We start from the raw sequence: 24,409 nt of genomic DNA on the forward strand, positions 1-24,409 counted from the left end.
CAGCTCCTACAGGGGAATGTGTACACCCTGTAGGAGCTGCCGCAGGCTGCGATCTTTTTTGTTTCTGGCATAACACTTGCTCTTGCCTTGCCGTGCGACTGTGAAAACCCGAATAGTGACGGATTATTGGCATGGCGAAGAGCGACGCAGCAGTAAAAGACCCCGCAACCAAAGGCAAACTCAAGCTGATCATCTTGATCGTGGTGGCGCTGCTGCTGGCCATCGGCTTGTCCGTTGGCGCGACCTGGTACTTCATGCACAGCGCCCAGAACAAGCCTGCCGTCGAAGCTGAAACCGCCCCTTCAGGCAAGCAACCAGCGGTGTTCGAGCCGATGGCCCCGGCGTTCGTCGCCAACTACACCCAGAACGGTCGCCAACGCTACATGCAAGTGAGCATCACCATGCTCGCGCGCAACCAGGCGGATCTGGACGCGCTCAAGGTGCACATGCCCGTGATCCGCAACAACCTGGTGATGCTGTTCTCCGGTCAGGATTTCGCGACCCTCGCCTCGCCGGTCGGCCAGGAAATGTTGCGCCAGAAGGCCACGGCCAGCGTCCAGGAAGTGGCGCAGAAAGAGCTCGGCAAAGTGGTGATCGAACAGTTGCTTTTCACTAATTTCGTACTGCAGTAGGAACACGACATGGCCGTGCAGGACCTGCTGTCCCAGGATGAGATCGACGCGCTGCTGCATGGCGTCGACGATGGTCTGGTACAGACCGATATCGCTGCCGAACCCGGCACCGTCAAGAGCTACGACCTGACCAGCCAGGATCGCATCGTCCGTGGACGCATGCCGACCCTGGAAATGATCAACGAGCGTTTTGCCCGCTACACGCGCATCAGCATGTTCAACATGCTGCGCCGCTCGGCAGACGTGGCGGTCGGTGGCGTGCAGGTGATGAAGTTCGGCGAATACGTGCACTCGCTGTACGTGCCGACCAGTCTCAACCTGGTCAAGATCAAGCCATTGCGCGGCACTGCGCTGTTCATCCTCGATGCCAAGCTGGTGTTCAAGCTGGTGGACAACTTCTTCGGCGGCGATGGCCGCCACGCCAAGATCGAAGGGCGTGAATTCACCCCGACCGAGCTGCGCGTGGTGCGCATGGTCCTGGAGCAGGCCTTCGTCGACTTGAAAGAGGCCTGGCAGGCGATCATGGAAGTGAACTTCGAGTACATCAACTCGGAAGTGAACCCGGCCATGGCCAACATCGTCGGCCCGAGCGAGGCCATCGTGGTGTCGACCTTCCACATCGAACTCGATGGCGGTGGCGGCGACCTGCACGTGACCATGCCTTACTCGATGATCGAGCCGGTGCGCGAAATGCTCGATGCCGGCTTCCAGTCCGATCTCGACGACCAGGACGAGCGTTGGGTCAACGCCTTGCGCCAGGACGTGATGGACGTCGACGTACCGATCAACGCCACGGTTGCCCGTCGCCAGCTGAAGCTGCGCGACATCCTGCACATGCAGCCGGGGGATGTGATCCCGGTGGACATGCAGGAAGAACTGGTCATGCGCGCCAACGGCGTGCCGGCCTTCAAGGTCAAGATGGGCTCGCACAAGGGCAACCTTGCGCTGCAGGTTATCGAGCCGATCGAGCGTCGTTGAGGCGGCGCCACTCCCCCTATTAATTGACTCTTCTGACTGAAGAGTTGTTCGCCGAGGACAAATGATGGCTGACCACATGAATACCCAGGACGACCAGGCGCTGGCCGATGAGTGGGCTGCGGCCCTGGAAGAAGCCGGTGACGCCGGCCAGGCCGATATCGACGCCTTGCTGGCCGCCGATGCGGGTCGTTCCTCGTCCAATCGCCTGCCTATGGAAGAATTCGGCAGCGTGCCGAGGAGCAACGAGCCGGTGAGCCTGGAAGGCCCGAACCTGGACGTGATCCTCGACATCCCGGTGTCGATCTCCATGGAAGTCGGCAGCACTGACATCAACATCCGTAACCTGTTGCAGCTCAACCAGGGCTCGGTCATCGAGCTCGATCGCCTGGCCGGTGAGCCGCTGGACGTGCTGGTCAACGGCACCCTCATCGCCCATGGCGAAGTGGTGGTGGTCAACGAGAAGTTCGGCATCCGCCTGACCGACGTGATCAGCCCAAGCGAACGCATCAAGAAGCTGCGCTGAGTGAAAAGGCTTTTGGGATTGTTCTTGGGGCTGGCGCTGGTCTTGCCCTGCAGTGTGCTGGCCGCCGAGCCTGTCGCCAATGCCGCCGCCGCGCCTGTGGCCAGCAGCGGCGTGGCCGGGCAGTTGACACAACTGGTGTTTGGTTTGTTGCTGGTGCTGGGGCTGATTTTCTTCCTCGCCTGGCTCTTGCGCCGGGTACAACAGGCCGGGCCGGCGGGCAAGGGGCAGGTGATCGAGCTGATCGGCTCCCGCGCACTGGGGCCCCGTGATCGCCTGATGCTGGTGCAGGTCGGCAACGAGCAGATCCTGCTCGGCCTGAGCCCGGGCACCATCACGGCGCTGCATGTGCTCAAGGAGCCGGTGCAGGTGCCGAGCGCGACCGAGAAAGCCACCCCGGAGTTCGCCCAGCGCCTGATGGAGCTGATGGGCAAGGATCAGAAGGATAAGAAGTAATGGCTGCGCTGCGCATCATCCTGACGCTGGCCCTGATGCTGGCCGCGCCGCTGGCGATCGCCGCCGATCCATTGTCGATCCCGGCCATCACGCTCGGCACCAATGCCGAGGGCGCCCAGGAATACTCGGTCAGCCTGCAGATCCTGCTGATCATGACCGCGCTGAGTTTCATCCCGGCGTTCGTCATGCTGATGACCAGTTTCACCCGCATCATCATTGTCTTCTCGATCCTGCGCCAGGCCCTCGGCTTGCAGCAGACGCCGTCGAACCAGATCCTCACCGGCATGGCGCTGTTCCTCACCCTGTTCATCATGGCGCCGGTGTTCGACCGGGTGAACCAGGACGCCTTGCAGCCCTACCTCGCGGAAAAAATGACCGCCCAGGATGCCGTGGCCAAGGCCCAGGTGCCGATCAAGGACTTCATGCTGGCCCAGACGCGCACCAGTGACCTGGAGCTGTTCATGCGCCTGTCCAAGCGCACCGACATCGCCACGCCGGATCAGGCGCCGCTGACCATCCTGGTGCCGGCGTTCGTCACCTCGGAACTCAAGACCGCGTTCCAGATCGGCTTCATGATCTTCATCCCGTTCCTGATCATCGACCTGGTCGTGGCCAGTGTGCTGATGGCGATGGGCATGATGATGCTTTCGCCGCTGATCATTTCCCTGCCGTTCAAGATCATGCTGTTCGTGCTGGTCGATGGCTGGGCCCTGATCATCGGCACCCTGGCCAGCAGCTTCGGCGGTGTGTCGCCATGACGCCTGAAGTCGCCGTCGACATCTTTCGCGAAGCATTGTGGCTGACCACCCTGATGGTCGCGGTGCTGGTGATTCCGAGCCTGCTCGTGGGGCTGCTGGTGGCGATGTTCCAGGCCGCCACCCAGATCAACGAACAGACCTTGAGTTTCCTGCCGCGCCTGCTGGTGATGCTGGTGACGCTGATCGTCGCCGGCCCCTGGCTGGTGCAGACCTTCATGGAATACATCCTGCAGTTGTACGGCAGCATTCCGCAGGTCATCGGCTAGACCATGTCGTCGCTGCTGCAGCTGACCGATACCCAGATCAGCACCTGGGTGGCGACCTTCATGTTGCCGCTGTTTCGCGTCGGTGCCTTGCTGATGGTCATGCCGGTGTTCGGCACCGCCCTGGTGCCCAAGCGCATCCGCCTGTACTTCGCCCTGGCCATCACCGTGGTCATCGCCCCGGGCCTGCCGCCGATGCCGCCGGTGAATGCGCTGGAACTGAGCGGGCTGCTGCTGATTGCCGAGCAGATCCTCGTCGGCGCGATCCTGGGGTTCTCCCTGCAACTGTTCTTCCAGGCCTTCGTGGTGGCGGGGCAGATCGTCGCGATCCAGATGGGCATGGGCTTCGCCTCGATGGTCGACCCCACCAACGGCGTGTCGGTGGCAGTGATCGGACAGTTCTTCACCATGCTGGTGACGCTGCTGTTCCTCTCCATGAACGGTCACCTGGTGGTGTTCGAGGTGCTGACCGAGAGCTTCACCACCTTGCCGGTCGGCAGCGGCCTGATGGTCAACCACTACTGGGAGCTGGCCGGCAAGCTCGGCTGGGTGCTCGGCGCGGCGCTGCTGCTGGTGCTGCCGGCGATCACCGCGCTGCTGGTGGTCAACATCGCATTTGGCGTGATGACCCGGGCGGCGCCGCAACTGAACATTTTCTCCATCGGCTTCCCGCTGACCCTGGTGCTCGGCATGTTCATCCTCTGGGTCGGGCTGGCGGACATTCTCAACCAGTATCAACCGCTGGCTTCCGAGGCCCTGCAGTTTTTACGCGAACTGGCACAGGCGCGCTAAGGCATGGCTGAGAGCGAAAGCGGTCAGGACAAGACAGAAGACCCCACGGAGAAAAAGAAAAAGGACGCCCGGGAGAAGGGTGAGATCGCCCGATCCAAGGAACTCAATACCCTGGCGATCATGCTCGCCGGCGCCGGTGCGCTGCTGATCTTCGGGGGTGCCCTGGCCCAGGACATGATGGACCTGATGCGGCTGAATTTTTCCCTGTCCCGCGAGGTGGTGCTGGACCAGCGGGCGATGGGCACTTACCTGCTGCACTCGGGGCAGATCGCCTTGCTGGCGGTTCAACCGGTGATGATCACCTTGCTTCTGGCGGCGATCATCGGCCCGATTTCCCTTGGTGGCTGGCTGTTCTCCGCCGGCACCATGGCGCCCAAGTTCAGCCGCATGAACCCCGGTGCGGGGCTCAAGCGCATGTTCTCGGCCAAGGCCCTGACCGAACTGCTCAAGGCCCTGGCCAAGTTCTTCATCGTCCTGTTCGTGGCCCTGGCGGTGTTGACGGCGGACATCGACGACCTGCTGCGCATCGCCCACGAACCCCTGGACCGCGCCATCACCCACAGCCTGCAAGTGGTTGGCTGGAGCACCCTGTGGATGGCCTGCGGGCTGATCATCATCGCCGCCGTCGACGTGCCGATCCAGATCTGGGAAAGCATCAAGAAGCTGAAGATGACCAAGCAGGAAATCCGCGACGAGCACAAGGACCAGGAAGGGCGGCCGGAGGTCAAGCAACGGATCCGCCAGCTGCAGCGCGAAATGTCCCAGCGCCGGATGATGGCGGCGGTGCCCGATGCCGACGTGGTCATCACCAACCCGACCCACTACGCCGTGGCCCTCAAGTACGACCCGGACAAGAGCGGGGCGCCCATGCTGATCGCCAAGGGCAGCGACTTCCTGGCCCTGAAAATCCGAGAGATCGCGGCGGCCAACGAGATCCTGCTACTGGAATCACCGGCGCTGGCGCGGTCGATCTATTACTCCACCGAGCTTGAACAGGAAATACCTGGCGGCCTGTACCTCGCCGTCGCCCAGGTACTGGCCTACGTCTACCAGATCCGCCAGTACCGCGCGGGCAAGGGCAAGCGCCCGGATCCGCTAAAAGATGACCTGCCGATCCCGCCGGATTTGCGTCGCGATTCCTGATAACCCCATTCAGCCAACACACAAAACCCTGTGGGAGCGGGCTTGCCCGCGAAGGCGGAGTGTCAGGCACCATCAATGCCTCTGACACACCCTCTTCGCGAGCAAGCCCGCTCCCACAGGTCTTGCGCCATGACTGAATCCGTCACTGACCCAGCGGATCGGTATTATCCAGCGCACGACTCACTGCCAGTTCTGCCAGCATGATGATCTGCTGAAACCTCAGCATCGTATTGCGTTGCGACGTATGTTTAAAGTCGAAAAGATCGCGAAACCTCTGTCTCAATTCTCCACCAAACATCTGTCCCTTTCGTTTACCTTTGTCCCCTTCTTACCCAATCGGGTAAAGAAATCTCTCCGCGTTCTTGCGCTTGCCTTACTGAGGCCATCACATTTGCATGTTGTGTTCTTGTTATTCTTGAGAACTCTTCTTCTGTCTGTAGTCGATTCGGTCTAGCTGGATGTGTTGTTGTCTCCAAAGAATTCTGACGATTATGTATATCGTCAAAAGACCAATTGGACGTTCGTCTATTGGAGGTTTGTGTGTGGAGAGGGGTTGAAGTTCTTGCTTCGGTAACAATTTGTGCATCGCCAACAAATGGTGCGTTGGTTGGATGTTGTATTGGGTCGATTTTTGCTTCTGGTATAATTTTTTTTGTGGAAGTGTTTTCAGTTAGCGAAAGAAGTCCGTTCGTTTTTGAGTGTGGTATTGGTAAGTTAGCAGTGAGAGGGGGCATGAGTGCGTTGGTTTTTCTGGTTGCCTTTAACCAGCGTAAAGCCAATGACCTGACCCGTAACACTATCGCAAAGTGACCTGTAGGATCTGACTCGTTAATCGGCTCTCCTGCACAATACGCATACGAATTCAATCCACCCTTGTCAAACGGACTCAAACTGTCCGGACTATTAAACCGCATCAAAAACGGATTAAACGCTCGATACCCATTCCCTAACAAATACCAACCGGTCACTCGATCCGGCCGCTCTCCGTTGAATCCAAGGATGGTAAATAACCCGTTCCCGGCAGGGCGGTGGCCATAGGGTGAATAGGCGATGGGTCGTTGGGGTTGATTGGTCTTGAGCGTCTGCAACACCGAGCGCTGCTGATCAGTGGTCAGGAGCGTGGTATCGAGTGAGCCGCCGTCCTTCTGCTGTTGCGCCAGCAGTTGGTCGCCGTGCTGAAATACCGAATACCGGTTCGCACCCTGAATCTCGGTGGCCAGTCGGCTTTTGCAATAAAAGCGCTGGTGCTCGGGCTCGTTTGGCAGTTCGTTGCTCGTCAGGCGGTCAAGCGCATCGTAGCTATATCGACAGAGCAGGGTTTCGCGTGGGGTTGCCATGTATGGACGCCTCGAAAGGTCGAAGGGCTAACGCCGAGTATCAGCGGTTTTGCGAGGGGCGGGTACTAGCAGAACTGATAGGTTCGCCGTTGTAAGGTCGTGCGATTGAGGCCTTCATCGAGAGTCAACCATCGGATTTGCAGTGGAGGAAAAGGGAGGAAAAGGGGGCCGTAGAAAAGTAGACGGATTTATTTACAGTGGCCCTCAAGTACGACCCGGACAAGAGCGGGGCGCCCATGCTGATCGCCAAGGGCAGCGACTTCCTGGCCCTGAAAATCCGAGAGATCGCGGCTGCTAACGAGATCCTGCTGCTGGAGTCTGGGTAAATAAATCAGCCCCCTTTTTTCCTCGGAATGTACGTGAAGTGAGATGTTCTGATTTCGACACTTTTTGTTTGAAGTGCATCGGAATAGGGGTTTGTTTCTAACATCATCTCCACAAGGTAGTCGGCGGCAACTGAACTATATGGGCGTTTTTCGAGTGGCACTCCTGGGGCAAATACATTCTTTTCAGCGTCCATCAGTCTCTTCATGGAAAAAGGTCTTTCGGCGTTTTCCTTGGGTGTGCTTTTAATGTAGTTAAAAAGTTTATATCTCGCGCCACCTACTTTTGGGGCATCTGTCAAGTTTTGCATGGCTTGCCGCTGTGTTTCAAGTGTAGAGTCGTTTAAGAATTTCAAGTCCTGTGCGGCACTCGTTGATGATAGTGTCTCTAGTTTGTTCATTTTTGCTCGTGCATTTACAGCTTGTGTTGGCGTAATGCCTGGTTTTAACGCATGTCTTGCATCAGTGCTTCCTAGTAATATGGTATTGGTTCTTGCTACAATTTTTGCTTGTGCGCGCCGTCCCAAGATAACTACGCGTGAAAGTTGGCGGAGGATAGATACATGTCCATTTTGGTCGTATCGATTTACAGGGTCCCCCAGACAATACGCATACGAATTAAATCCGCCCTTGCCAAATGGGCTCCAACTATCCGGACTATTAAATCGCATCAAAACCGGATTAAACGCCCGATACCCATTCCCTAAAAAATACCACCCGGTGACCCCATCCAGCCATTCACCATTGAACCCAGGCAGGCTGAGTAAACCGTTCGCTGCAGGGCGGTGGCCATAGGGCGTATAGGCGATGGCCCGTTGTGGTTGATTGGTGTTGAGCGTATGCAAAACCGAGCGCTGCTGATCAGTGGTCAGGAGCGTGGTATCGAGTGAACCGCCGTCCTTCTGCTGTTGCGCCAGCAGTTGGTCGCCGTGCTGGAATACCGAATACCGGTTCGCACCCTGAATCTCGGTGGCCAGTCGGCTTTTGCAATAAAAGCGTTGGTGCTCGGGCTCATTTGGCAGTTCGTTGCTCGTCAACCGGTCAAGCGCATCGTAGCTATATCGACAGAGCAGGGTTTCGCGTGGGGTTGCCATGTATGGACGCCTCGAAAGGTCGAAGACTTGCGCCGAGTATCAGCGATTATGCAACGGGCGGGTACTAGCAGAACTGATAGGTTCGCCGTTGTAAGGTCGTGCGATTCACGGACGGAAGATCAAAAGATCGCAGCCTTCGGCAGCTCCTACAGGGGTACTCCGAGCCTCTGTAGGAGCTGCCGAAGGCTGCGATCTTTTTGCTTGCGCAAACCTCTATTTCAAACCTGCGCAAAAGTTGGAAAGCTTCTTGCAGTGCCCACCCCGCGCCCGCTTCTGGCGTCAAAAGTTTTGCTTCAAAGGAACGGGGAATACCGGTGGATCGCTCTCAGTTAATCAACAGTGCCCGCACGAACATGGCAGACCTCAGTCGAGGCAATCTGGGCGTGCCGCTGTTGCTGCTGGTCATGTTGGCGATGATGATGTTGCCGATGCCGCCGTTCCTGCTCGACGTGTTTTTCACCTTCAACATTGCCCTGTCGATCGTCGTGCTGTTGGTCTGCGTCTACGCCTTGCGGCCGCTGGATTTTGCGGTGTTCCCGACCATTCTGCTGGTGGCGACGTTGCTGCGGCTGGCGCTCAACGTGGCCTCCACCCGGGTGGTGATGCTCCACGGCCAGGACGGCCATGCTGCCGCGGGCAAGGTGATCCAGGCCTTTGGCGAGGTGGTGATCGGCGGTAACTACGTGGTCGGTATCGTGGTGTTCGCAATTTTGATGATCATCAACTTCGTCGTGGTGACCAAGGGTGCCGGGCGGATTTCCGAGGTGAGCGCGCGGTTCACCCTCGACGCGATGCCCGGCAAGCAAATGGCGATCGACGCCGACCTCAACGCCGGCCTGATCGACCAGAACCAGGCCAAGGCGCGGCGTTCGGAAGTGGCTCAGGAGGCCGAGTTCTACGGCTCCATGGACGGTGCCAGCAAGTTCGTGCGCGGTGACGCCATCGCCGGCCTGCTGATTCTGTTCATCAACCTGATCGGCGGCATGGCGGTCGGTATCTTCCAGCACAACATGTCCTTCGCCGATGCCGGCAAGGTATACGCCCTGCTGACCATCGGTGACGGTTTGGTGGCGCAATTGCCATCACTGTTGTTGTCCACAGCGGCGGCGATCATGGTGACCCGTGCTTCGGGCTCCGAAGACATGGGCAAGCAGATCAACCGGCAGATGTTCGCATCGCCCAAGGCGCTGGCGGTGTCGGCCGGCCTGATGCTGGTGATGGGGCTGGTGCCGGGCATGCCGCACTTCTCCTTCCTGTCCATGGCCGCCCTGGCCGCCGGTGGCGCCTACCTGTTCTGGAAAAAACAGAACACCGCCAAGGTGCAGGCCCTGCAAGAAGTCAAGCGACAGCAGGAACTGCTGCCATCGCCGGCCCGCGCCCAGGAAACCAAGGAGCTGGGCTGGGATGACGTGACGCCGATCGACATGATCGGCCTGGAAGTGGGCTATCGCCTGATTCCGCTGGTGGACCGCAACCAGGGCGGGCAATTGCTGGCGCGGATCAAGGGTGTGCGCAAGAAGTTGTCCCAGGACCTGGGTTTCCTCATGCCCACGGTGCACATCCGCGACAACCTCGACCTGGCGCCGAGCGCCTACCGCCTGACCCTGATGGGGGTGATCCTCGCCGAGGCGGAGATTTACCCGGATCGCGAGCTGGCGATCAACCCGGGGCAGGTCTACGGCACGCTTAACGGCATAACCGCCAAAGATCCGGCTTTCGGCCTGGAGGCGGTGTGGATCGAAATCAGCCAGCGCGCCCAGGCGCAATCGCTTGGTTATACCGTGGTCGATGCCAGTACCGTGGTGGCCACGCACTTGAACCAGATCCTGTACAAGCACTCCAGCGAGCTGATCGGCCACGAAGAAGTCCAGCAACTCATGCAATTGCTGGCGAAAAACTCGCCGAAACTGGCCGAAGAGCTGGTGCCGGGCGTGCTGTCGCTGTCGCAATTGCTCAAGGTCCTGCAAGCGCTGTTGGCCGAACAGGTGCCGGTACGCGACATTCGCAGCATTGCCGAAGCCATCGCAAACAACGCCAACAAGAGTCAAGATACCGCCGCGCTGGTGGCTGCGGTGCGCGTCGGCGTATCCCGCGCCATCGTGCAAAGCATTGTAGGCACTGACTCCGAGCTACCAGTGATCACGCTGGAGCCAAGGTTGGAACAGATATTGCTCAATAGTCTGCAGAAGGCAGGGCAAGGCTCGGAAGAGGGCGTCCTGCTGGAGCCAAGCATGGCTGAGAAGCTGCAACGCTCGTTGATCGATGCGGCGCAGCGGCAGGAGATGCAAGGTCAACCGGTGATTCTGCTGGTGGCCGGTCCGGTTCGCGCGATGCTCTCGCGATTTGGCCGGCTCGCAGTCCCGGGTTTGCACGTGTTGGCTTATCAGGAAATCCCTGACAACAAGCAAGTGACCATCGTTGCGACAGTAGGGCCCAACGGCTGAGGTAGTGGTTTATGCAAGTTAAGCGTTTTTTCGCCGCCGATATGCGTCAGGCCATGAAGCTGGTTCGTGATGAGCTGGGCGCCGATGCCGCCATCATTGGCAACCGGCGCATCGCCGGTGGTGTCGAGCTGATGGCTGCCCTGGATTACAAGCTGTCGGCGCTGGCCCCGCGTGTGCCGAACGTGGAGCTCGAGGACGAGCTGCGCAAGACCCAGTCCCGGATCGTCACTGCCCAGGCCGAATTGAGCCTGCGGGGCGAGGGCGAGAGCGACAAGGGCACCAATCGCCAGTTGTTTGCCGGCCTGCCGCTGACCGCTGCCGAACCGCTGATCGAACCGACCCTGGCCGAGCCACCGCGACCTACCCCGGCCCCTGCGCCGGCGGCCGGTCTCGATACGCGGGCCTTCGATTCGATGCGATCGGAACTCAACAGCCTGCGTGAACTGATGGAAGTGCAGCTCGGTTCCCTCGCCTGGAACCAGCTGCAGGGCAGCCGCCCGGCCCAGGCGAACCTGTGGCGTCGCCTGCAGCGCATCGGCCTGTCCGGTCCGTTGTCGCGGGACCTGCTGGCACTGGTCAGCGAAATTGAAGAACCCCGTCAGGCCTGGCGCATGTTGCTGGCGCACCTGGCGCGGATGATCGCCACCCCGGAAGTGGAACCGCTGGAAGAGGGCGGCGTGATTGCCATGGTCGGCCCGGCCGGCATGGGCAAGACCACCACCCTGGCCAAGCTGGCTGCGCGTTACGTGCTCAAGTACGGCGCGCAGAACATTGCCCTGGTGAGTATGGACAGCTTCCGCATCGGTGCCCAGGAACAGCTCAAGACCCTCGGGCGGATCCTCAATGTGCCGGTGACCCACGTCGATCCGGGCCAGTCGCTGGTCCAGGCGCTGGACCCGTTGCTGCGCAAGCGCGTGGTGCTGATCGATACCGCCGGCCTGCAAGCCAGCGACCCGGCCCTGCGCATGCAGCTCGAAAGCCTGGCCAGTCGCGGCATCCGCTCAAAAAATTATCTGGTCCTGGCAACCACCAGCCAGAAACAGGTTCTAACCGCCGCTTATCACAGTTACAAGCGTTGTGGGCTCGCTGGCTGCATCCTGACTAAACTGGATGAAACGGCAAGTCTGGGCGAGGTGTTGAGCCTGGCCATCAGCCATGAATTGCCGGTGGCCTACCTGACCGACGGTCCGCGGATTCCAGATGATTTGCATCTGCCGCGCCGTCATCAACTGGTCAGTCGGGCCGTCAGCGTGCAAATGCAGGAAGAACCCAGCGAAGAAGCCATGGCTGACATGTTCGCTGATATCTATCACAGCCCGACCAAGCAGGTTGGCTGAGGTAACAATGAATAGTTTTTGTACCTACATCGATGGCCTGCCATGCATTGTTCCGGTTGTGAACGCGCAGCCAGTTATGTGGCCCCGTCTATGCAGAACAAGGTAAAGAAATAACATGGGCAGCATGCATCCTGTACAGGTGATCGCGGTGACCGGCGGCAAAGGTGGCGTCGGCAAAACTAACGTGTCAGTGAACTTGTCCCTGGCTTTGGCTGAGCTCGGCCGGCGCGTCATGCTGCTGGACGCTGACCTGGGCCTGGCGAACGTCGACGTTCTGTTGGGGCTGACACCCAAACGTACCCTGGCCGACGTGATCGAAGGCCGCTGTGAGCTGCGCGACGTGCTGTTGCAGGGCCCCGGCGGCATACGCATCGTGCCGGCCGCGTCCGGCACCCAGAGCATGGTTCATTTGAGCCCGGCCCAGCACGCCGGCCTGATCCAGGCCTTCAGCGACATTGGCGACAACCTCGACGTGCTGGTGATCGACACCGCCGCGGGCATTGGCGAGTCGGTGGTCAGTTTCGTGCGCGCGGCCCAGGAGGTGTTGCTGGTGGTCTGCGACGAGCCGACCTCGATCACTGACGCTTACGCCTTGATCAAGTTGCTGAACCGCGATTACGGCATGAACCGCTTCCGCGTGCTGGCGAACATGGCGCAGAGCCCGCAGGAAGGGCGCAACCTGTTCGCCAAGTTGACCAAGGTCACCGATCGCTTCCTCGACGTCGCCCTGCAATATGTCGGCGCCGTGCCTTACGACGAAAGCGTGCGCAAGGCTGTGCAGAAGCAGCGCGCCGTCTACGAAGCCTTCCCGCGCTCCAAGTGCTCGCTGGCGTTCAAGGCGATCGCGCAGAAGGTCGACACCTGGCCGCTGCCCGCCAACCCGCGTGGGCACCTGGAATTTTTCGTCGAGCGCCTCGTGCAACAAACGGCAGGACCCGTGCTATGACCGCAAGCGGTTACAACCTCTACAAGGCATCGGCGCGTAACGCGCAGTACGAGCTGATCGAGCGTTACGCGCCGCTGGTTAAACGCATTGCCTATCACTTGCTGGCGCGTCTGCCGGCCAGTGTCCAGGTGGAAGACCTGATCCAGGCCGGGATGATTGGCCTGTTGGAAGTATCGACCAAATACGACGCCAGCAAAGGCGCGAGTTTCGAGACCTACGCGGGCATCCGTATCCGCGGCGCCATGCTCGATGAAGTGCGCAAGGGCGATTGGGCGCCGCGTTCGGTGCATCGCAATACGCGGATGGTCAGCGACGCGATCCGCACAATTGAAGCTAAAACCGGGCGTGACGCTAAAGATCACGAGGTTGCGGCCGAACTCCAATTGAGCCTTGACGATTATTACGGGATTTTGAACGACACCCTGGGCAGTCGCCTGTTCAGTTTCGACGACCTGTTGCAGGACGGCGAACACGAAGGGCTGCACGAGGACGGCGCGAGTGCGCATCTGGAACCGTCTCGCGATCTGGAAGATGAACGCTTCCAGGCGGCGCTGGCCGATGCGATCGCCAATTTGCCGGAGCGCGAGCGCCTGGTGTTGGCGCTGTACTACGACGAAGAGTTGAATCTCAAGGAAATCGGCGAGGTCCTGGGGGTCAGCGAATCCCGGGTCAGCCAGTTACACAGCCAGTGCGCGGCCCGCTTGCGGGGGCGTCTGGGAGAGTGGCGAGCGCGCTGAAGGCAGTGTGGGGGCACTGCGACTTGGCTGGTGGGGTGATGAACCGCGCCGGTCTCGATCCGTTGTACTCCAGACAGTCATCGAGTGTTTCGCCAGTTTGATTGAAATGGCGCGTCCAGGTGCTGGGCGCGTTTTAGTCTGCTTGGAGGTCGAATTGGACAAGAACATGAAAATCCTCATCGTTGATGACTTCTCAACGATGCGGCGGATCATAAAAAACCTGTTGCGTGACCTTGGGTTCACCAACACGGTCGAGGCCGACGATGGCACTAGCGCCATTCCGGTACTCAACAGCGGGAGCATCGACTTTCTGGTGACGGACTGGAACATGCCTGGCATGACCGGTATCGATCTGCTGCGCCACGTGCGCGCCGATGAAAGGCTCAAGCACCTGCCAGTGCTGATGGTGACCGCCGAAGCCAAGCGCGAGCAGATCATCGAAGCAGCCCAGGCCGGTGTAAACGGCTATGTGGTCAAACCCTTCACGGCCCAGGCGTTGAAAGAAAAAATCGAGAAGATTTTCGAACGCATCGGTTGAACTGCGCCACGGGGGAGCTATGGGGCATAACGAATCATCCCAGGGCGATTTTGAATCGACCCTGAAAAAACACGCCGTCGAATTGGTCGAGAGCCTTGAAAAGGGCAGGTTCGGCGATGCTGTGCAATTGATCCATGAGCTCAACCAGACCCGTGACCGTGGCCTGTATCAGGAAGTGGGCAAGCTCACCCGCGAGCTGCACAGCGCGATCGTCAATTTCCAGATTGACCCGCACATGCCGCAAGCCGAGGAAGTCTCACAGATCACCGACGCCACCGAGCGCCTGGGGTATGTGGTCAAGCTGACCGAAGCCGCCGCCAACCGCACCATGGACCTGGTGGAAAACGCCACGCCGCTGGTCAACAGCCTGGCTGAAGAAGCCCAGGGCCTGAGCACCGACTGGGGACGGTTCATGCGGCGCGAAGTCGGCGCTGAAGAGTTTCGTGAACTGGCCCGGCGCGTCGACGGCTTCCTGACGCGCAGCAGCACGGACAACCGCGCGGTGTCGAGCAACCTCAACGACATTCTGCTCGCCCAGGATTACCAGGACCTTACCGGCCAGGTGATCAAGCGCGTGACCCAGCTGGTCACCGAAGTGGAAAGCAACCTGCTCAAGCTGGTGCTGATGGCCAGTCAGGTGGACCGCTTTGCGGGCATCGAACATGACCGTGCGGCAATGCTTGCAGAAAAAGATCCACAAAAACATCTCTCGAAGGGTGAAGGTCCGCAGATTCATGCCGATAAAAGAGAAGACGTTATGTCCGGTCAGGACGATGTGGACGATTTGTTATCCAGCCTTGGATTTTAGTTTTTTAGGTTTTTAGGTTTTTAGACCTTAGGAGCACCCCCTTAATGAGCTTCGGCGCCGATGAAGAGATCCTTCAGGATTTCCTGGTTGAGGCCGGCGAGATTCTAGAGCAACTGTCCGAGCAACTGGTCGAGCTGGAAAGCCGTCCGGATGATGCGGACTTGCTCAATGCAATTTTTCGCGGTTTTCACACTGTAAAAGGGGGCGCCGGCTTCCTCCAGCTCAACGAGCTGGTGGAGTGCTGCCACATCGCCGAGAACGTGTTCGACATCCTGCGCAAGGGCGAACGTCGCGTCGACTCGGAATTGATGGACGTGGTCCTCGAAGCGCTGGACGCCGTGAACAGCATGTTCGGCGAAGTGCGCGAGCGGTGTCCGGTCACGGCTGCAACACCTGAACTGCTGGCGGCCCTGGCGCGCCTGGCCGAGCCGCAATCGGCTGACGAGGTGGCTGCTGTACCTGCAGCGGCAGTGGTCGAAGCACCTGAAGCCGATTCCGGCGATATTACCGATAACGAATTCGAGCAATTGCTGGACTCGTTGAACGCCGTCAAGGCCCAGGCCGAGGCGCCAGCGGTTGCGCCAGCACCGGCCAGCGAAGTGCCTGCCAGCGACGAAATCACCGACGCCGAGTTCGAGTCGTTGCTCGATCAGCTGCACGGCAAGGGCAAGTTCGCCGTCGATGCAGTGGCCCCGGCGCCCGTCGTGCCGCCAGAGCCGAAACCCGCTGGCGATAGCTCGGACATCACCGACGAAGAATTCGAAGCCTTGCTCGACCAACTGCACGGCAAGGGCAACTTTGCGGTAGAGGCCCTGGAGTCGGCCATCGCATCGGTGCCTGCACCGGCAGCGCCCACCGCAGCGGCGGCCGGCAGCGACCTGATCAGCGATCATGAATTCGAAGCCCTGCTCGACGAACTGCACGGCAAAGGCAAGTTCAGCGAAGTGGGCACCGCGACAGCGGCGAACAGCTCGAGCGCCTCGGTAGCGACGCCGGCCGCCAAGGTGGTTGCACCCAAGCCAGTGGCCAAGGCGCCCGAAGCGAAAGCCGAAGCGCCGGCACCCGTTGCCGTCGCTGCACCGGCTGCGGCCCGCGCCCCCGCCGCGCCGCCCGCGGAAAAACCGGCCAGCGAAGCCGAGACCACCGTACGGGTCGATACCGCGCGGCTGGACGAGATCATGAACATGGTCGGCGAGCTGGTGCTGGTGCGTAACCGCCTGGTGCGCCTGGGTGCCAACAGCGCCGACGAAGCCATGTCCAAGGCCGTGTCGAACCTCGACGTGGTCACGGCCGACCTGCAGACCGCGGTCATGAAGACGCGGATGCAACCGATCAAGAAAGTCTTCGGGCGCTTCCCGCGCCTGGTTCGCGACCTGGCACGCCAGCTCAAGAAAGAGATCAACCTGGAGCTGGTCGGCGAAGACACCGACCTCGACAAGAACCTGGTCGAAGCCCTGGCCGACCCGCTGGTCCACCTGGTGCGCAACGCGGTCGATCACGGCATCGAATCGCCGGAAGAACGCGAAGCCTCGGGCAAGGCCCGTGGCGGCAAGGTGATCCTGGCGGCCGAGCAGGAAGGCGATCACATCCTGTTGTCGATCTCCGACGACGGCAAGGGCATGGACCCGAACGTCCTGCGTGCCATCGCCGTTAAACGCGGTGTGATGGACAAGGACGCGGCCGACCGCCTGAGCGATACCGAGTGCTACAACCTGATTTTCGCCCCGGGCTTCTCGACCAAGACCGAGATCTCCGACGTGTCGGGTCGCGGGGTGGGCATGGACGTGGTGAAAACCAAGATCTCCCAGCTCAACGGCTCGATCAACATCTACTCGGCCAAGGGCCAGGGCTCGAAGATCGTCATCAAGGTGCCGCTGACCCTGGCGATCATGCCGACCCTGATGGTCATGCTCGGCAACCAGGCGTTCGCCTTCCCGCTGGTGAACGTCAACGAGATCTTCCACCTCGACCTGTCGCGCACCAACGTCGTGGACGGCCAGGAAGTGGTGATCGTGCGCGACAAGGCACTGCCGTTGTTCTACCTCAAGCGCTGGCTGGTCAGCTCCGCCGCTCACGAAGAGCAGCGCGAAGGCCACGTGGTGATCCTTTCGGTGGGCACCCAGCGGATCGGCTTTGTCGTCGACCAACTGGTGGGCCAGGAAGAAGTGGTCATCAAGCCATTGGGCAAAATGCTCCAGGGAACCCCGGGGATGTCGGGCGCCACCATTACCGGTGACGGCCGCATCGCGCTGATTCTCGATGTTCCGAGCATGCTCAAGCGTTACGCCACACGGCGTATTTGATTCTGGCGCGGCGGTGCGACTGATGCCCCGCTGCGTCTAATGGAGTGTTTATGGCAGTCAAGGTCCTGGTGGTGGACGATTCGGGGTTTTTCCGCCGCCGCGTCTCGGAAATTCTTTCAGCGGATGTGAATATCCAGGTCGTCGGCACGGCGACCAACGGCAAAGAGGCGATCGATCAGGCGCTGGCCCTCAAGCCGGACGTGATCACCATGGACTACGAGATGCCGATGATGGATGGCATCACCGCGGTACGGCACATCATGCAGCGCTGCCCGACCCCGGTGCTGATGTTTTCCTCGCTGACCCATGAAGGCGCCCGGGTCACCCTGGACGCGCTGGATGCCGGCGCGGTGGACTTCCTGCCGAAGAACTTCGAAGACATCTCGCGCAACCCCGAGAAGGTCAAGCAACTGCTGTGCGAGAAGATTCTCAGCATCTCGCGCAGCAATCGTCGTGTCAGCAGTTACAGTGCGCCGGCACCGGTGGCCGCGCCGGCGCAGGCGCCAACGCCTGCGAGCACCATTGGTTTTGGCAGCAGCGCGCCTGTGCGTCAGGCACCTGCTCCGATCCCGGCTCGTGCACCTGCGCACCCCCCATCATCGCCAGCGCCAAAACGCAAAGCCTACAAACTGGTCGCCATCGGTACGTCCACCGGCGGCCCGGTTGCCCTGCAGCGGGTATTGACCCAGTTGCCAGCCAACTTTCCGGCCCCCATCGTCTTGGTCCAGCACATGCCGGCGGCCTTCACCAAGGCGTTCGCCGAACGCCTGGACAAGCTCTGCCGGATCCACGTCAAGGAAGCCGAGGACGGCGACATCCTGCGTCCGGGCCTGGCGTTGTTGGCGCCCGGTGGCAAGCAGATGATGGTCGACGGCCGGGGCGCGGTGAAAATCCTCCCGGGCGACGAGCGCTTGAACTACAAGCCGTGCGTGGACATCACCTTCGGTTCGGCGGCCAAGTCCTACGGCGACAAAGTTCTGGCGGTGGTACTGACCGGCATGGGCGCCGACGGCCGCGAAGGCGCGCGCCTGCTCAAGCAGAGCGGCAGTTCGATCTGGGCCCAGGATGAAGCCAGCTGCGTGATCTACGGCATGCCCATGGCCATCGTCAAGGCCGAACTGGCCGACGCGGTGTATGCACTGGATGACATCGGCCGGCATATCGTCGAGGCCTGTGTCTGATGGACGTTCTGAGTCTCATCGGCATCATCATGGCGTTCGTCGCCATCATTGGTGGCAACTACCTTGAAGGCGGCCATATCGGCGCGCTGGCCAACGGTCCGGCCGCGTTGATCGTGCTGGGCGGGACCATTGGCGCGGCGTTGCTGCAGTCGCCCATGAGCGCCTTCAAGCGGGCCATGCAGATCCTCGCGTGGATCCTGTTTCCGCCGCGGGTCGACCTGGCCGGCGGCATCGATCGCGTCGTCAACTGGAGCCTGACCGCCCGCAAGGAAGGCCTGCTCGGGCTGGAAGGGGTGGCCGACGCCGAACCCGACAGCTACTCGCGCAAAGGTCTGCAATTACTGGTCGACGGTGCCGAGCCGGAAGCGATCCGCAGCATTCTCGAGGTGGATTTCTACACCCAGGAAAGCCGCGACATCGAAGCCGCCAAGGTCTTCGAAAGCATGGGCGGTTATGCGCCGACCATCGGCATCATCGGTGCGGTGATGGGCCTGATTCATGTGATGGGCAACCTGGGGGATCCGTCCCAGTTGGGCAATGGCATCGCCGTGGCCTTCGTCGCCACCATCTATGGTGTGGCCAGTGCCAACCTGGTGTTGCTGCCGATTGCCGCCAAGCTCAAGTCCATCGCGTTGCGCCAGTCGCGTTATCGCGAAATGTTGCTGGAAGGGATCCTGTCGATCGCCGAAGGTGAAAACCCACGCTCGATCGAGTTGAAGCTCCAGGGCTTCATGGATTGATGGGGGTAATGGACTATGGCTCGTCGTCGTCAACATGATGAACATGTAAACCATGAGCGTTGGCTCGTGTCCTACGCTGACTTCATCACCTTGCTGTTCGCCTTCTTCGTGGTGATGTACTCGATCTCCTCGATCAACGAAGGCAAGTACAAAGTCATTTCCGAGGCATTGATCGGCGTCTTCACCGACACCGATCGCGCACTCAAGCCGATCCCCATTGGCGACGAGCGGCCAAAAACCGTGACCCCGGCCAAGCCGTTGGTCAAGGACAGTGACCAGGTCGATGCCGGTGTCTCGGGTGCCAGCGATCCGCTCAAAAGCATCGCCGACGACATCAGCGCGGCCTTCGGCGACCTGATCAGTTCCAAGCAGATGACCGTGCGCGGCAACGAGTTGTGGGTGGAAATCGAACTCAATTCCAGCCTGTTGTTCGGCAGCGGCGATGCCATGCCCAGCGACATTGCCTTCAACATCATCGACAAGGTCGCGGCGATCCTGAAACCGTTCGACAACCCGATCCACGTCGAGGGTTTCACCGACGACCAACCGATCCGCACCTCGCAATATCCCACCAACTGGGAGCTGTCTTCGGCGCGCTCGGCCAGCATCGTTCGGATGCTGGCGATGCAGGGGGTCAATCCCGGTCGCCTGGCGTCGGTGGGGTATGGCGAGTTTCAGCCGGTGGCCAACAACGCCACGGCCGAGGGCCGGGCGCGCAACCGTCGCGTGGTGCTGGTGGTGTCGCGCAACCTGGACGTGCGCCGCAGCCTCACCGCGACCGGCGCGGCCAATGCACAACCGAATGCAGCCTTGAAGCGTGCTGGCACACAAACTGCACCGACCAAGGTCAAGTCGCCGGTAGGGGAGAACGCCGTCAATTCTCCGTCACCCGCATTAACACGTTGAGCTAATTCTCGGCCGAGCCGTTGGGCCGGGAGGAACAATCGAATGAGAGTCTGGGCAGTCGCCAATCAAAAGGGTGGTGTCGGTAAAACCACTTCCTCCATCGCTTTAGCCGGGTTGCTGGCCGAGGCGGGCAAGCGCGTGGTCGTGGTCGATCTCGACCCCCATGGCTCCATGACCAGCTATTTCGGTTACGACCCCGACAGCCTGGAACACAGCAACTACGACCTGTTCCTGCATAAAGGCAGCGTGCCCCAGGGCCTGCCGGGCCAGTTGTTGCTGCCCACCAGTCACGAATCGATTTCCCTGTTGCCCTCGAGCACCGCGTTGGCCACCCTCGAACGCCAGTCGCCCGGCCAGAGTGGCCTGGGCCTGGTGATCGCCAAGAGCCTGGCGCAGTTGTGGCAGGACTTCGATTACGCCGTGATCGACAGCCCGCCGTTGCTCGGGGTGCTGATGGTCAATGCGTTGGCAGCGAGCCAGCAACTGGTGATTCCGGTGCAGACCGAACACCTGGCGGTCAAAGGCCTGGAGCGCATGGTCAACACCCTGGCGATGATCAATCGTTCGCGCAAGCAGGCCTTGCCGTTCACCATCGTGCCCACCCTGTTCGACCGCCGCACCCAGGCGTCCCTCAGTACACTGCGGGTGGTGCGCGACAAGTTTCCGCAAGAGATCTGGCAAGGCTACATCCCAGTCGACACGCGCCTGCGCGATGCCAGCCGGGCGGGTCTGACGCCTTCCCAATTCGACGGCAAAAGCCGTGGCGTCGTCGCCTACCGCGCATTGCTCAAGCACCTGCTGGCGGCGCAACTCGTTGCGCAGGTGGCATAAGAATGAGCCCGATCCCTGTAGGAGCAAGCTTGCTCGCGACGGTCGTCAACGATAACGCTGGAAACCGGTCACCCCGCAGCGCTCTCGCTCCTGTAGGAGCAAGCTTGCTCGCGATGGTCGTCAACGATAACGCTGAAAACCGGTCACCCCGCGGCGCACTCGCTCCTGTAGGAGCAAGCTTGCTCGCGACGGTCGTCAACGATAACGCTGAAAACCGGTCCCCCCGCGTCGCTCTCGCTCCTGTAGGAGCAAGCTTGCTCGCGATGGTCGTCAACGATAACGCTGGAAACCGGTCCCCCCGCGTCGCTCTTGCTCCTGTAGGAGCAAGCTTGCTCGCGACGGTCGTCAACGATAACGCTCGAAACCGGTCACCACGCGTCGCTCTCGCTCCTGTAGGAGCAAGCTTGCTCGCGACGGTCGTCAACGATAACGCTCGAAACCGGTCACCACGCGTCGCTCTTGCTCCTGTAGGAGCAAGCTTGCTCGCGACGGTCGTCAACGATAACGCTCGAAACCGGTCACCCCGCGTCGCTCTCGCTCCTGTAGGAGCAAGCTTGCTCGCGATGGTCGTCAACGATAACGCTGGAAACCTGGCACCCCGCGTCGCTCTCGGGTTCTTCGCGAGCAAGCTCGCTCCTACATTGGGGGTGTGTCAGTGAATCGTCCGGTAAAGATCACATCGCGCCCGCAACTGGCACTGCAGTCGTATCTGGACAGCCTGCTGCAAGACATCACCGAGGAACTCTCGGCGGACACCGACGCACCGTCCGAAGTGATCGAAGCCGAGTCTGCGCTCGACGAATTCCAGGCCGCAGTGTTCGAAGAGCAGGCCCGGGATGCACAGAAGGGCGCCGTCCCGGACGTTGCGCCTGTGGTAGCTGTGGCGAAGCCCGCTGTGGCCGTGATCGAAGCGCCGCCACCAGTCCTGACGCCGGTATCGACCATCGCCCCCTTGCTGCAAGCCCTGGTACCGCCGCCCGTCGAAGTGCATCAAGCCCTGGTGCCCCCGGTCGTCGAAGTGCATCTGCCACCCGCCAGCACGCCGCCACCGGCAGAAACCGACGGTCGTCCGGCCTGGGCGGCCGAACCCTTCGAATGCCTGTTGTTCGATGTCGCCGGGCTGACCCTGGCGGTGCCGCTGGTGTGCCTGGGTTCGATCTATCCACTGGCCGGCCATGAGCTGACGTCGTTGTTCGGCCAGCCGGACTGGTTCCTCGGCATCCTGCCGAGCCAGGCAGGCAACCTCAAGGTCCTGGATACGGCCCGTTGGGTCATGCCCGATCGCTACCGCGAGGACTTCAAACAGGGCTTGCAATACGTGATCTCCGTCCAGGGCTACGAGTGGGGGCTGGCGGTGCATCAGGTCAGTCGCTCGTTGCGCCTGGACCCGAACGAAATCAAATGGCGCAGCCACCGTGGCCAACGGCCATGGCTGGCGGGCACGGTGATAGAGCACATGTGTGCCTTGCTCGATGTATCCGAACTGGCCGAGTTGATCGCCAGCGGTGGGGCCAGGCACATGGGCGGCAGCAAGCCGACCCACAAAACTACATAACAGAACAACACCGCCAGGGCGGTTTCTTGAGGGGATCAGGGTATGAATGACAAGGCAACGGCGGCAAAGGGTTCCGAAGATCCGATCCTGCAATGGGTTACCTTCAAGCTGGACAATGAAACCTACGGCATCAACGTGATGCGCGTCCAGGAAGTCCTGCGCTACACCGAAATAGCCCCCGTACCGGGCGCCCCGAGCTACGTGCTGGGCATCATCAACCTGCGCGGCAACGTGGTCACCGTGATCGACACCCGCCAGCGCTTCGGCCTGATGAACGCCGAAATCAGCGACAACACCCGCATCGTCATCATCGAAGCCGACAAGCAGGTGGTCGGGATCATGGTCGACAGCGTGGCCGAAGTGGTCTACCTGCGTCAGTCGGAAATCGAGACGGCACCGAACGTCGGTAACGAAGAGTCCGCCAAGTTCATTCAAGGCGTGTGCAACAAGAACAACGAACTGCTGATCCTGGTCGAACTGGACAAGATGATGAGCGAAGAAGAATGGTCGGATCTGGAGAATATCTGATTGATCCTCGAGGTAGCGGTCATTGTCCTGTTCCTGTTATGGGCAGGCACGCTGGCAATGTTTCTGTCTTACGTGCGCGGTCAGAAGCTGATCGCGGCACAACAGGCCCAGGGCGATGCGCAGCGTGACCAGCGCATCAAGGACCTGGGCCGGCGCGTCGATAATTACCAGAACGGCAACGTGAGCATGGGCGAAGACCTGCATGAACTTCGCGCGCTCGTCGCGCCCTTGCCGGACAGACTGGCCCGCCTGGAACAGCGCGATCCGGCGAGCCTGTCGTTTGAACAGGCGGCGAAACTGGTCGGGATGGGCGCCAGCGTCGACGAACTGACCCAGTCCTGCGGCCTGACCAAGGCCGAGGCAGAGTTGATGAGCAAGTTGCACAAGAGCAGCTAGCAGCTTCTAGCGGCAAGCCTCAAGCAAAAGATCGCAGCCTTCGGCAGCTCCTACAGGGGCTTACATTCACCTGTAGGAGCTGCCGAAGGCTGCGATCTTTTCGTTTTTATCGAGAGTTTAGGTAAACGCATCCCCCTGTAGGAGCTGGCTTGCCAGCGAAGACAATCTGAAGATCACCGTAATATATGATTTTTTGAAAGGCCAAAATACTTCAATAGCTATGTCAGCTTGTTAGTTCGGGCTTAAAACAGCGCTCTTGAAACGTGAATCCTGGTACTTTTAACAGTTGTGTCGTTGTGTCGAAAACTCTAATTTGAATTCGATCCTGCTTGGCAGGCGTGATCACTAATGTGTGAAATTTCGATTTCAAGGAGTTGTCGCATGGAACAGCAGCAAAATCGTCATACCGGAATCATTGCGTCATTTGAATTGGAATATCCAGGTTGGCCAGTCATAACACCAGCGGCAAAAGGAACAGTTCGATCCGCACTTAATAATAATCTATACGACCTTCGCGGAAATGACTTCAAGGGCATGGAACAACTGTTACCCCTTGTAGGTGTGCGTATTTCTTTTGTTCTAGTCAGATGGAATGACGGTAAAGTAACCGCGGGTGATATTCGACTGGAAGACCGTGGGAACGATGCCTGATTCAGGTATTACCATAAATCGTTGTGCCGGCTGCCTCTCCAAGTGAGGGCAGTCAGCATTTCAATAATCATCTCCCCGCTCAGATATATCGCGTTCCACTCTCACTGCATCCAGATCCTGCCCCTCCGGAAACTTCCCCTTCAAATTCCACGCAAACGCAATGATCTCGGCAATCGTCAGATAAAGCTCCTGCGGAATACTGTCCCCCAACT

Annotated in this window: 25 protein-coding genes and 3 pseudogenes; 24 read left to right on the top strand and 4 right to left on the bottom strand. The window is 60.1% G+C overall.

All coding sequences use genetic code 11. The features are described from left to right. Window positions 1-131: 131 nt before the first annotated feature. The 8 genes from fliL (at window position 132) to flhB (ending at window position 5,542) form a co-directional block, all read left to right on the top strand. Window positions 132-632, top strand: a complete 501-nt coding sequence (gene fliL, locus SOP85_RS27250; RefSeq protein WP_323609422.1) for a flagellar basal body-associated protein FliL — start codon at window positions 132-134, stop codon at window positions 630-632. 9 nt (window positions 633-641) lie between these two features. Further along, entirely contained in the window at window positions 642-1,610 is a 969-nt protein-coding gene (gene fliM / locus SOP85_RS27255; protein WP_020796965.1) for a flagellar motor switch protein FliM, read from the top strand. A 64-nt stretch (window positions 1,611-1,674) separates the two neighbouring features. Next, window positions 1,675-2,133, top strand: coding sequence for a flagellar motor switch protein FliN (gene fliN, locus SOP85_RS27260; RefSeq protein WP_274074854.1), 459 nt, complete (start codon window positions 1,675-1,677; stop codon window positions 2,131-2,133). Continuing rightward, window positions 2,134-2,586 (top strand): flagellar biosynthetic protein FliO, encoded by a 453-nt coding sequence (gene fliO, locus SOP85_RS27265; protein WP_274074855.1) that lies wholly within the window; start codon window positions 2,134-2,136, stop codon window positions 2,584-2,586. Then, window positions 2,586-3,344, top strand: a complete 759-nt coding sequence (fliP, locus tag SOP85_RS27270; RefSeq protein WP_274074856.1) for a flagellar type III secretion system pore protein FliP — start codon at window positions 2,586-2,588, stop codon at window positions 3,342-3,344. The genes fliO and fliP overlap by 1 nt, the downstream gene beginning before the upstream one ends. Then, window positions 3,341-3,610, top strand: coding sequence for a flagellar biosynthesis protein FliQ (gene fliQ, locus SOP85_RS27275; protein WP_046816911.1), 270 nt, complete (start codon window positions 3,341-3,343; stop codon window positions 3,608-3,610). The genes fliP and fliQ overlap by 4 nt, the downstream gene beginning before the upstream one ends. Window positions 3,611-3,613: 3 nt before the next feature. Further along, complete coding sequence (gene fliR / locus SOP85_RS27280; RefSeq protein WP_323628865.1) at window positions 3,614-4,399, top strand: flagellar biosynthetic protein FliR; 786 nt, start codon at window positions 3,614-3,616, stop codon at window positions 4,397-4,399. A gap of 3 nt (window positions 4,400-4,402) precedes the next feature. Beyond that, the gene (gene flhB, locus SOP85_RS27285; protein WP_274074857.1) at window positions 4,403-5,542 is read left to right on the top strand and encodes a flagellar biosynthesis protein FlhB; all 1,140 of its coding nucleotides are present in this window, start codon (window positions 4,403-4,405) and stop codon (window positions 5,540-5,542) included. 142 nt (window positions 5,543-5,684) lie between these two features. Here flhB and SOP85_RS31500 read toward each other — a convergent pair. Beyond that, a pseudogene (locus SOP85_RS31500) lies at window positions 5,685-5,780 on the bottom strand (DUF6124 family protein); the annotation flags it as partial. A 73-nt stretch (window positions 5,781-5,853) separates the two neighbouring features. Then, window positions 5,854-6,879, bottom strand: coding sequence for an RHS repeat-associated core domain-containing protein (locus tag SOP85_RS27295; RefSeq protein WP_323628866.1), 1,026 nt, complete (start codon window positions 6,877-6,879; stop codon window positions 5,854-5,856). Window positions 6,880-7,070: 191 nt separating this feature from the next. Between SOP85_RS27295 and SOP85_RS27300 the strand changes: the two are divergent. Next, window positions 7,071-7,199, top strand: a pseudogene (locus SOP85_RS27300) (EscU/YscU/HrcU family type III secretion system export apparatus switch protein); the annotation flags it as partial. Between the two features lie 11 nt (window positions 7,200-7,210). Here the strand turns inward: SOP85_RS27300 and SOP85_RS27305 are convergent. Further along, window positions 7,211-8,296, bottom strand: a complete 1,086-nt coding sequence (locus tag SOP85_RS27305; RefSeq protein ID WP_323628867.1) for an RHS repeat-associated core domain-containing protein — start codon at window positions 8,294-8,296, stop codon at window positions 7,211-7,213. A gap of 314 nt (window positions 8,297-8,610) precedes the next feature. Between SOP85_RS27305 and flhA the strand changes: the two genes are divergently transcribed. The 15 genes from flhA to SOP85_RS27385 all read left to right on the top strand — a co-directional run bounded on the left by flhA (window position 8,611) and on the right by SOP85_RS27385 (window position 24,197). Then, window positions 8,611-10,740 carry a flagellar biosynthesis protein FlhA gene (flhA, locus tag SOP85_RS27310; RefSeq protein WP_323628868.1) on the top strand — a complete coding sequence of 710 codons (2,130 nt, stop codon included), beginning with the start codon at window positions 8,611-8,613 and terminating at the stop codon, window positions 10,738-10,740. Between the two features lie 11 nt (window positions 10,741-10,751). Then, window positions 10,752-12,077, top strand: coding sequence for a flagellar biosynthesis protein FlhF (gene flhF, locus SOP85_RS27315; RefSeq protein ID WP_323628869.1), 1,326 nt, complete (start codon window positions 10,752-10,754; stop codon window positions 12,075-12,077). Between the two features lie 115 nt (window positions 12,078-12,192). Further along, window positions 12,193-13,023 carry a flagellar synthesis regulator FleN gene (fleN, locus tag SOP85_RS27320; protein ID WP_007975361.1) on the top strand — a complete coding sequence of 277 codons (831 nt, stop codon included), beginning with the start codon at window positions 12,193-12,195 and terminating at the stop codon, window positions 13,021-13,023. Beyond that, window positions 13,020-13,760, top strand: coding sequence for an RNA polymerase sigma factor FliA (fliA, locus tag SOP85_RS27325; RefSeq protein WP_008055347.1), 741 nt, complete (start codon window positions 13,020-13,022; stop codon window positions 13,758-13,760). Before fleN ends, fliA begins: the two co-directional genes overlap by 4 nt. Before the next feature lie 166 nt (window positions 13,761-13,926). Beyond that, on the top strand, window positions 13,927-14,298 hold the full coding sequence (locus tag SOP85_RS27330; RefSeq protein WP_162488921.1) for a chemotaxis response regulator CheY: 372 nt from the start codon (window positions 13,927-13,929) through the stop codon (window positions 14,296-14,298). Window positions 14,299-14,317: 19 nt separating this feature from the next. Further along, the gene (locus SOP85_RS27335) at window positions 14,318-15,106 is read left to right on the top strand and encodes a protein phosphatase CheZ (protein WP_274074861.1); all 789 of its coding nucleotides are present in this window, start codon (window positions 14,318-14,320) and stop codon (window positions 15,104-15,106) included. 44 nt (window positions 15,107-15,150) lie between these two features. Further along, window positions 15,151-17,409, top strand: a complete 2,259-nt coding sequence (locus SOP85_RS27340) for a chemotaxis protein CheA (protein WP_323628871.1) — start codon at window positions 15,151-15,153, stop codon at window positions 17,407-17,409. A 50-nt stretch (window positions 17,410-17,459) separates the two neighbouring features. Then, window positions 17,460-18,590 carry a protein-glutamate methylesterase/protein-glutamine glutaminase gene (locus tag SOP85_RS27345; RefSeq protein ID WP_323628873.1) on the top strand — a complete coding sequence of 377 codons (1,131 nt, stop codon included), beginning with the start codon at window positions 17,460-17,462 and terminating at the stop codon, window positions 18,588-18,590. Beyond that, entirely contained in the window at window positions 18,590-19,330 is a 741-nt protein-coding gene (locus tag SOP85_RS27350; RefSeq protein WP_248677034.1) for a flagellar motor protein, read from the top strand. The genes SOP85_RS27345 and SOP85_RS27350 overlap by 1 nt, the downstream gene beginning before the upstream one ends. Window positions 19,331-19,345: 15 nt before the next feature. Beyond that, window positions 19,346-20,236 (top strand): flagellar motor protein MotD, encoded by an 891-nt coding sequence (motD, locus tag SOP85_RS27355; RefSeq protein WP_323628875.1) that lies wholly within the window; start codon window positions 19,346-19,348, stop codon window positions 20,234-20,236. A 42-nt stretch (window positions 20,237-20,278) separates the two neighbouring features. Further along, on the top strand, window positions 20,279-21,067 hold the full coding sequence (locus tag SOP85_RS27360; protein ID WP_274074865.1) for a ParA family protein: 789 nt from the start codon (window positions 20,279-20,281) through the stop codon (window positions 21,065-21,067). A gap of 655 nt (window positions 21,068-21,722) precedes the next feature. After that, window positions 21,723-22,622, top strand: coding sequence for a chemotaxis protein CheW (locus SOP85_RS27370; RefSeq protein ID WP_323628876.1), 900 nt, complete (start codon window positions 21,723-21,725; stop codon window positions 22,620-22,622). Between the two features lie 42 nt (window positions 22,623-22,664). Further along, complete coding sequence (locus SOP85_RS27375; RefSeq protein ID WP_007946765.1) at window positions 22,665-23,150, top strand: chemotaxis protein CheW; 486 nt, start codon at window positions 22,665-22,667, stop codon at window positions 23,148-23,150. Then, entirely contained in the window at window positions 23,151-23,546 is a 396-nt protein-coding gene (locus SOP85_RS27380; protein WP_274074867.1) for a DUF2802 domain-containing protein, read from the top strand. Window positions 23,547-23,927: 381 nt separating this feature from the next. Next, window positions 23,928-24,197 (top strand): hypothetical protein, encoded by a 270-nt coding sequence (locus SOP85_RS27385; RefSeq protein WP_323628877.1) that lies wholly within the window; start codon window positions 23,928-23,930, stop codon window positions 24,195-24,197. A gap of 60 nt (window positions 24,198-24,257) precedes the next feature. On the opposite strand, the pseudogene SOP85_RS27390 reads toward SOP85_RS27385, so the two are convergent. Continuing rightward, window positions 24,258-24,409 (bottom strand): annotated as a pseudogene (locus SOP85_RS27390) (EscU/YscU/HrcU family type III secretion system export apparatus switch protein); the annotation flags it as partial.

The sequence above is a fragment of the Pseudomonas sp. YuFO20 genome (genome assembly GCF_035064975.1).
Classification (GTDB): domain Bacteria; phylum Pseudomonadota; class Gammaproteobacteria; order Pseudomonadales; family Pseudomonadaceae; genus Aquipseudomonas; species Aquipseudomonas putida_AE.

Bases quoted from the DNA above. Each gene is read 5' to 3' on its own strand.
- fliL (WP_323609422.1), top strand. From the start codon at position 132: ATGGCGAAGAGCGACGCAGCAGTAAAAGACCCCGCAACCAAAGGCAAA.
- fliM (WP_020796965.1), top strand. From the start codon at position 642: ATGGCCGTGCAGGACCTGCTGTCCCAGGATGAGATCGACGCGCTGCTG.
- fliN (WP_274074854.1), top strand. From the start codon at position 1,675: ATGGCTGACCACATGAATACCCAGGACGACCAGGCGCTGGCCGATGAG.
- fliP (WP_274074856.1), top strand. From the start codon at position 2,586: ATGGCTGCGCTGCGCATCATCCTGACGCTGGCCCTGATGCTGGCCGCG.
- fliQ (WP_046816911.1), top strand. From the start codon at position 3,341: ATGACGCCTGAAGTCGCCGTCGACATCTTTCGCGAAGCATTGTGGCTG.
- fliR (WP_323628865.1), top strand. From the start codon at position 3,614: ATGTCGTCGCTGCTGCAGCTGACCGATACCCAGATCAGCACCTGGGTG.
- flhB (WP_274074857.1), top strand. From the start codon at position 4,403: ATGGCTGAGAGCGAAAGCGGTCAGGACAAGACAGAAGACCCCACGGAG.
- SOP85_RS27295 (WP_323628866.1), bottom strand. From the start codon at position 6,879: ATGGCAACCCCACGCGAAACCCTGCTCTGTCGATATAGCTACGATGCG.
- SOP85_RS27305 (WP_323628867.1), bottom strand. From the start codon at position 8,296: ATGGCAACCCCACGCGAAACCCTGCTCTGTCGATATAGCTACGATGCG.
- flhF (WP_323628869.1), top strand. From the start codon at position 10,752: ATGCAAGTTAAGCGTTTTTTCGCCGCCGATATGCGTCAGGCCATGAAG.
- fleN (WP_007975361.1), top strand. From the start codon at position 12,193: ATGGGCAGCATGCATCCTGTACAGGTGATCGCGGTGACCGGCGGCAAA.
- fliA (WP_008055347.1), top strand. From the start codon at position 13,020: ATGACCGCAAGCGGTTACAACCTCTACAAGGCATCGGCGCGTAACGCG.
- SOP85_RS27330 (WP_162488921.1), top strand. From the start codon at position 13,927: ATGAAAATCCTCATCGTTGATGACTTCTCAACGATGCGGCGGATCATA.
- SOP85_RS27335 (WP_274074861.1), top strand. From the start codon at position 14,318: ATGGGGCATAACGAATCATCCCAGGGCGATTTTGAATCGACCCTGAAA.
- SOP85_RS27340 (WP_323628871.1), top strand. From the start codon at position 15,151: ATGAGCTTCGGCGCCGATGAAGAGATCCTTCAGGATTTCCTGGTTGAG.
- SOP85_RS27345 (WP_323628873.1), top strand. From the start codon at position 17,460: ATGGCAGTCAAGGTCCTGGTGGTGGACGATTCGGGGTTTTTCCGCCGC.
- SOP85_RS27350 (WP_248677034.1), top strand. From the start codon at position 18,590: ATGGACGTTCTGAGTCTCATCGGCATCATCATGGCGTTCGTCGCCATC.
- motD (WP_323628875.1), top strand. From the start codon at position 19,346: ATGGCTCGTCGTCGTCAACATGATGAACATGTAAACCATGAGCGTTGG.
- SOP85_RS27360 (WP_274074865.1), top strand. From the start codon at position 20,279: ATGAGAGTCTGGGCAGTCGCCAATCAAAAGGGTGGTGTCGGTAAAACC.
- SOP85_RS27375 (WP_007946765.1), top strand. From the start codon at position 22,665: ATGAATGACAAGGCAACGGCGGCAAAGGGTTCCGAAGATCCGATCCTG.
- SOP85_RS27385 (WP_323628877.1), top strand. From the start codon at position 23,928: ATGGAACAGCAGCAAAATCGTCATACCGGAATCATTGCGTCATTTGAA.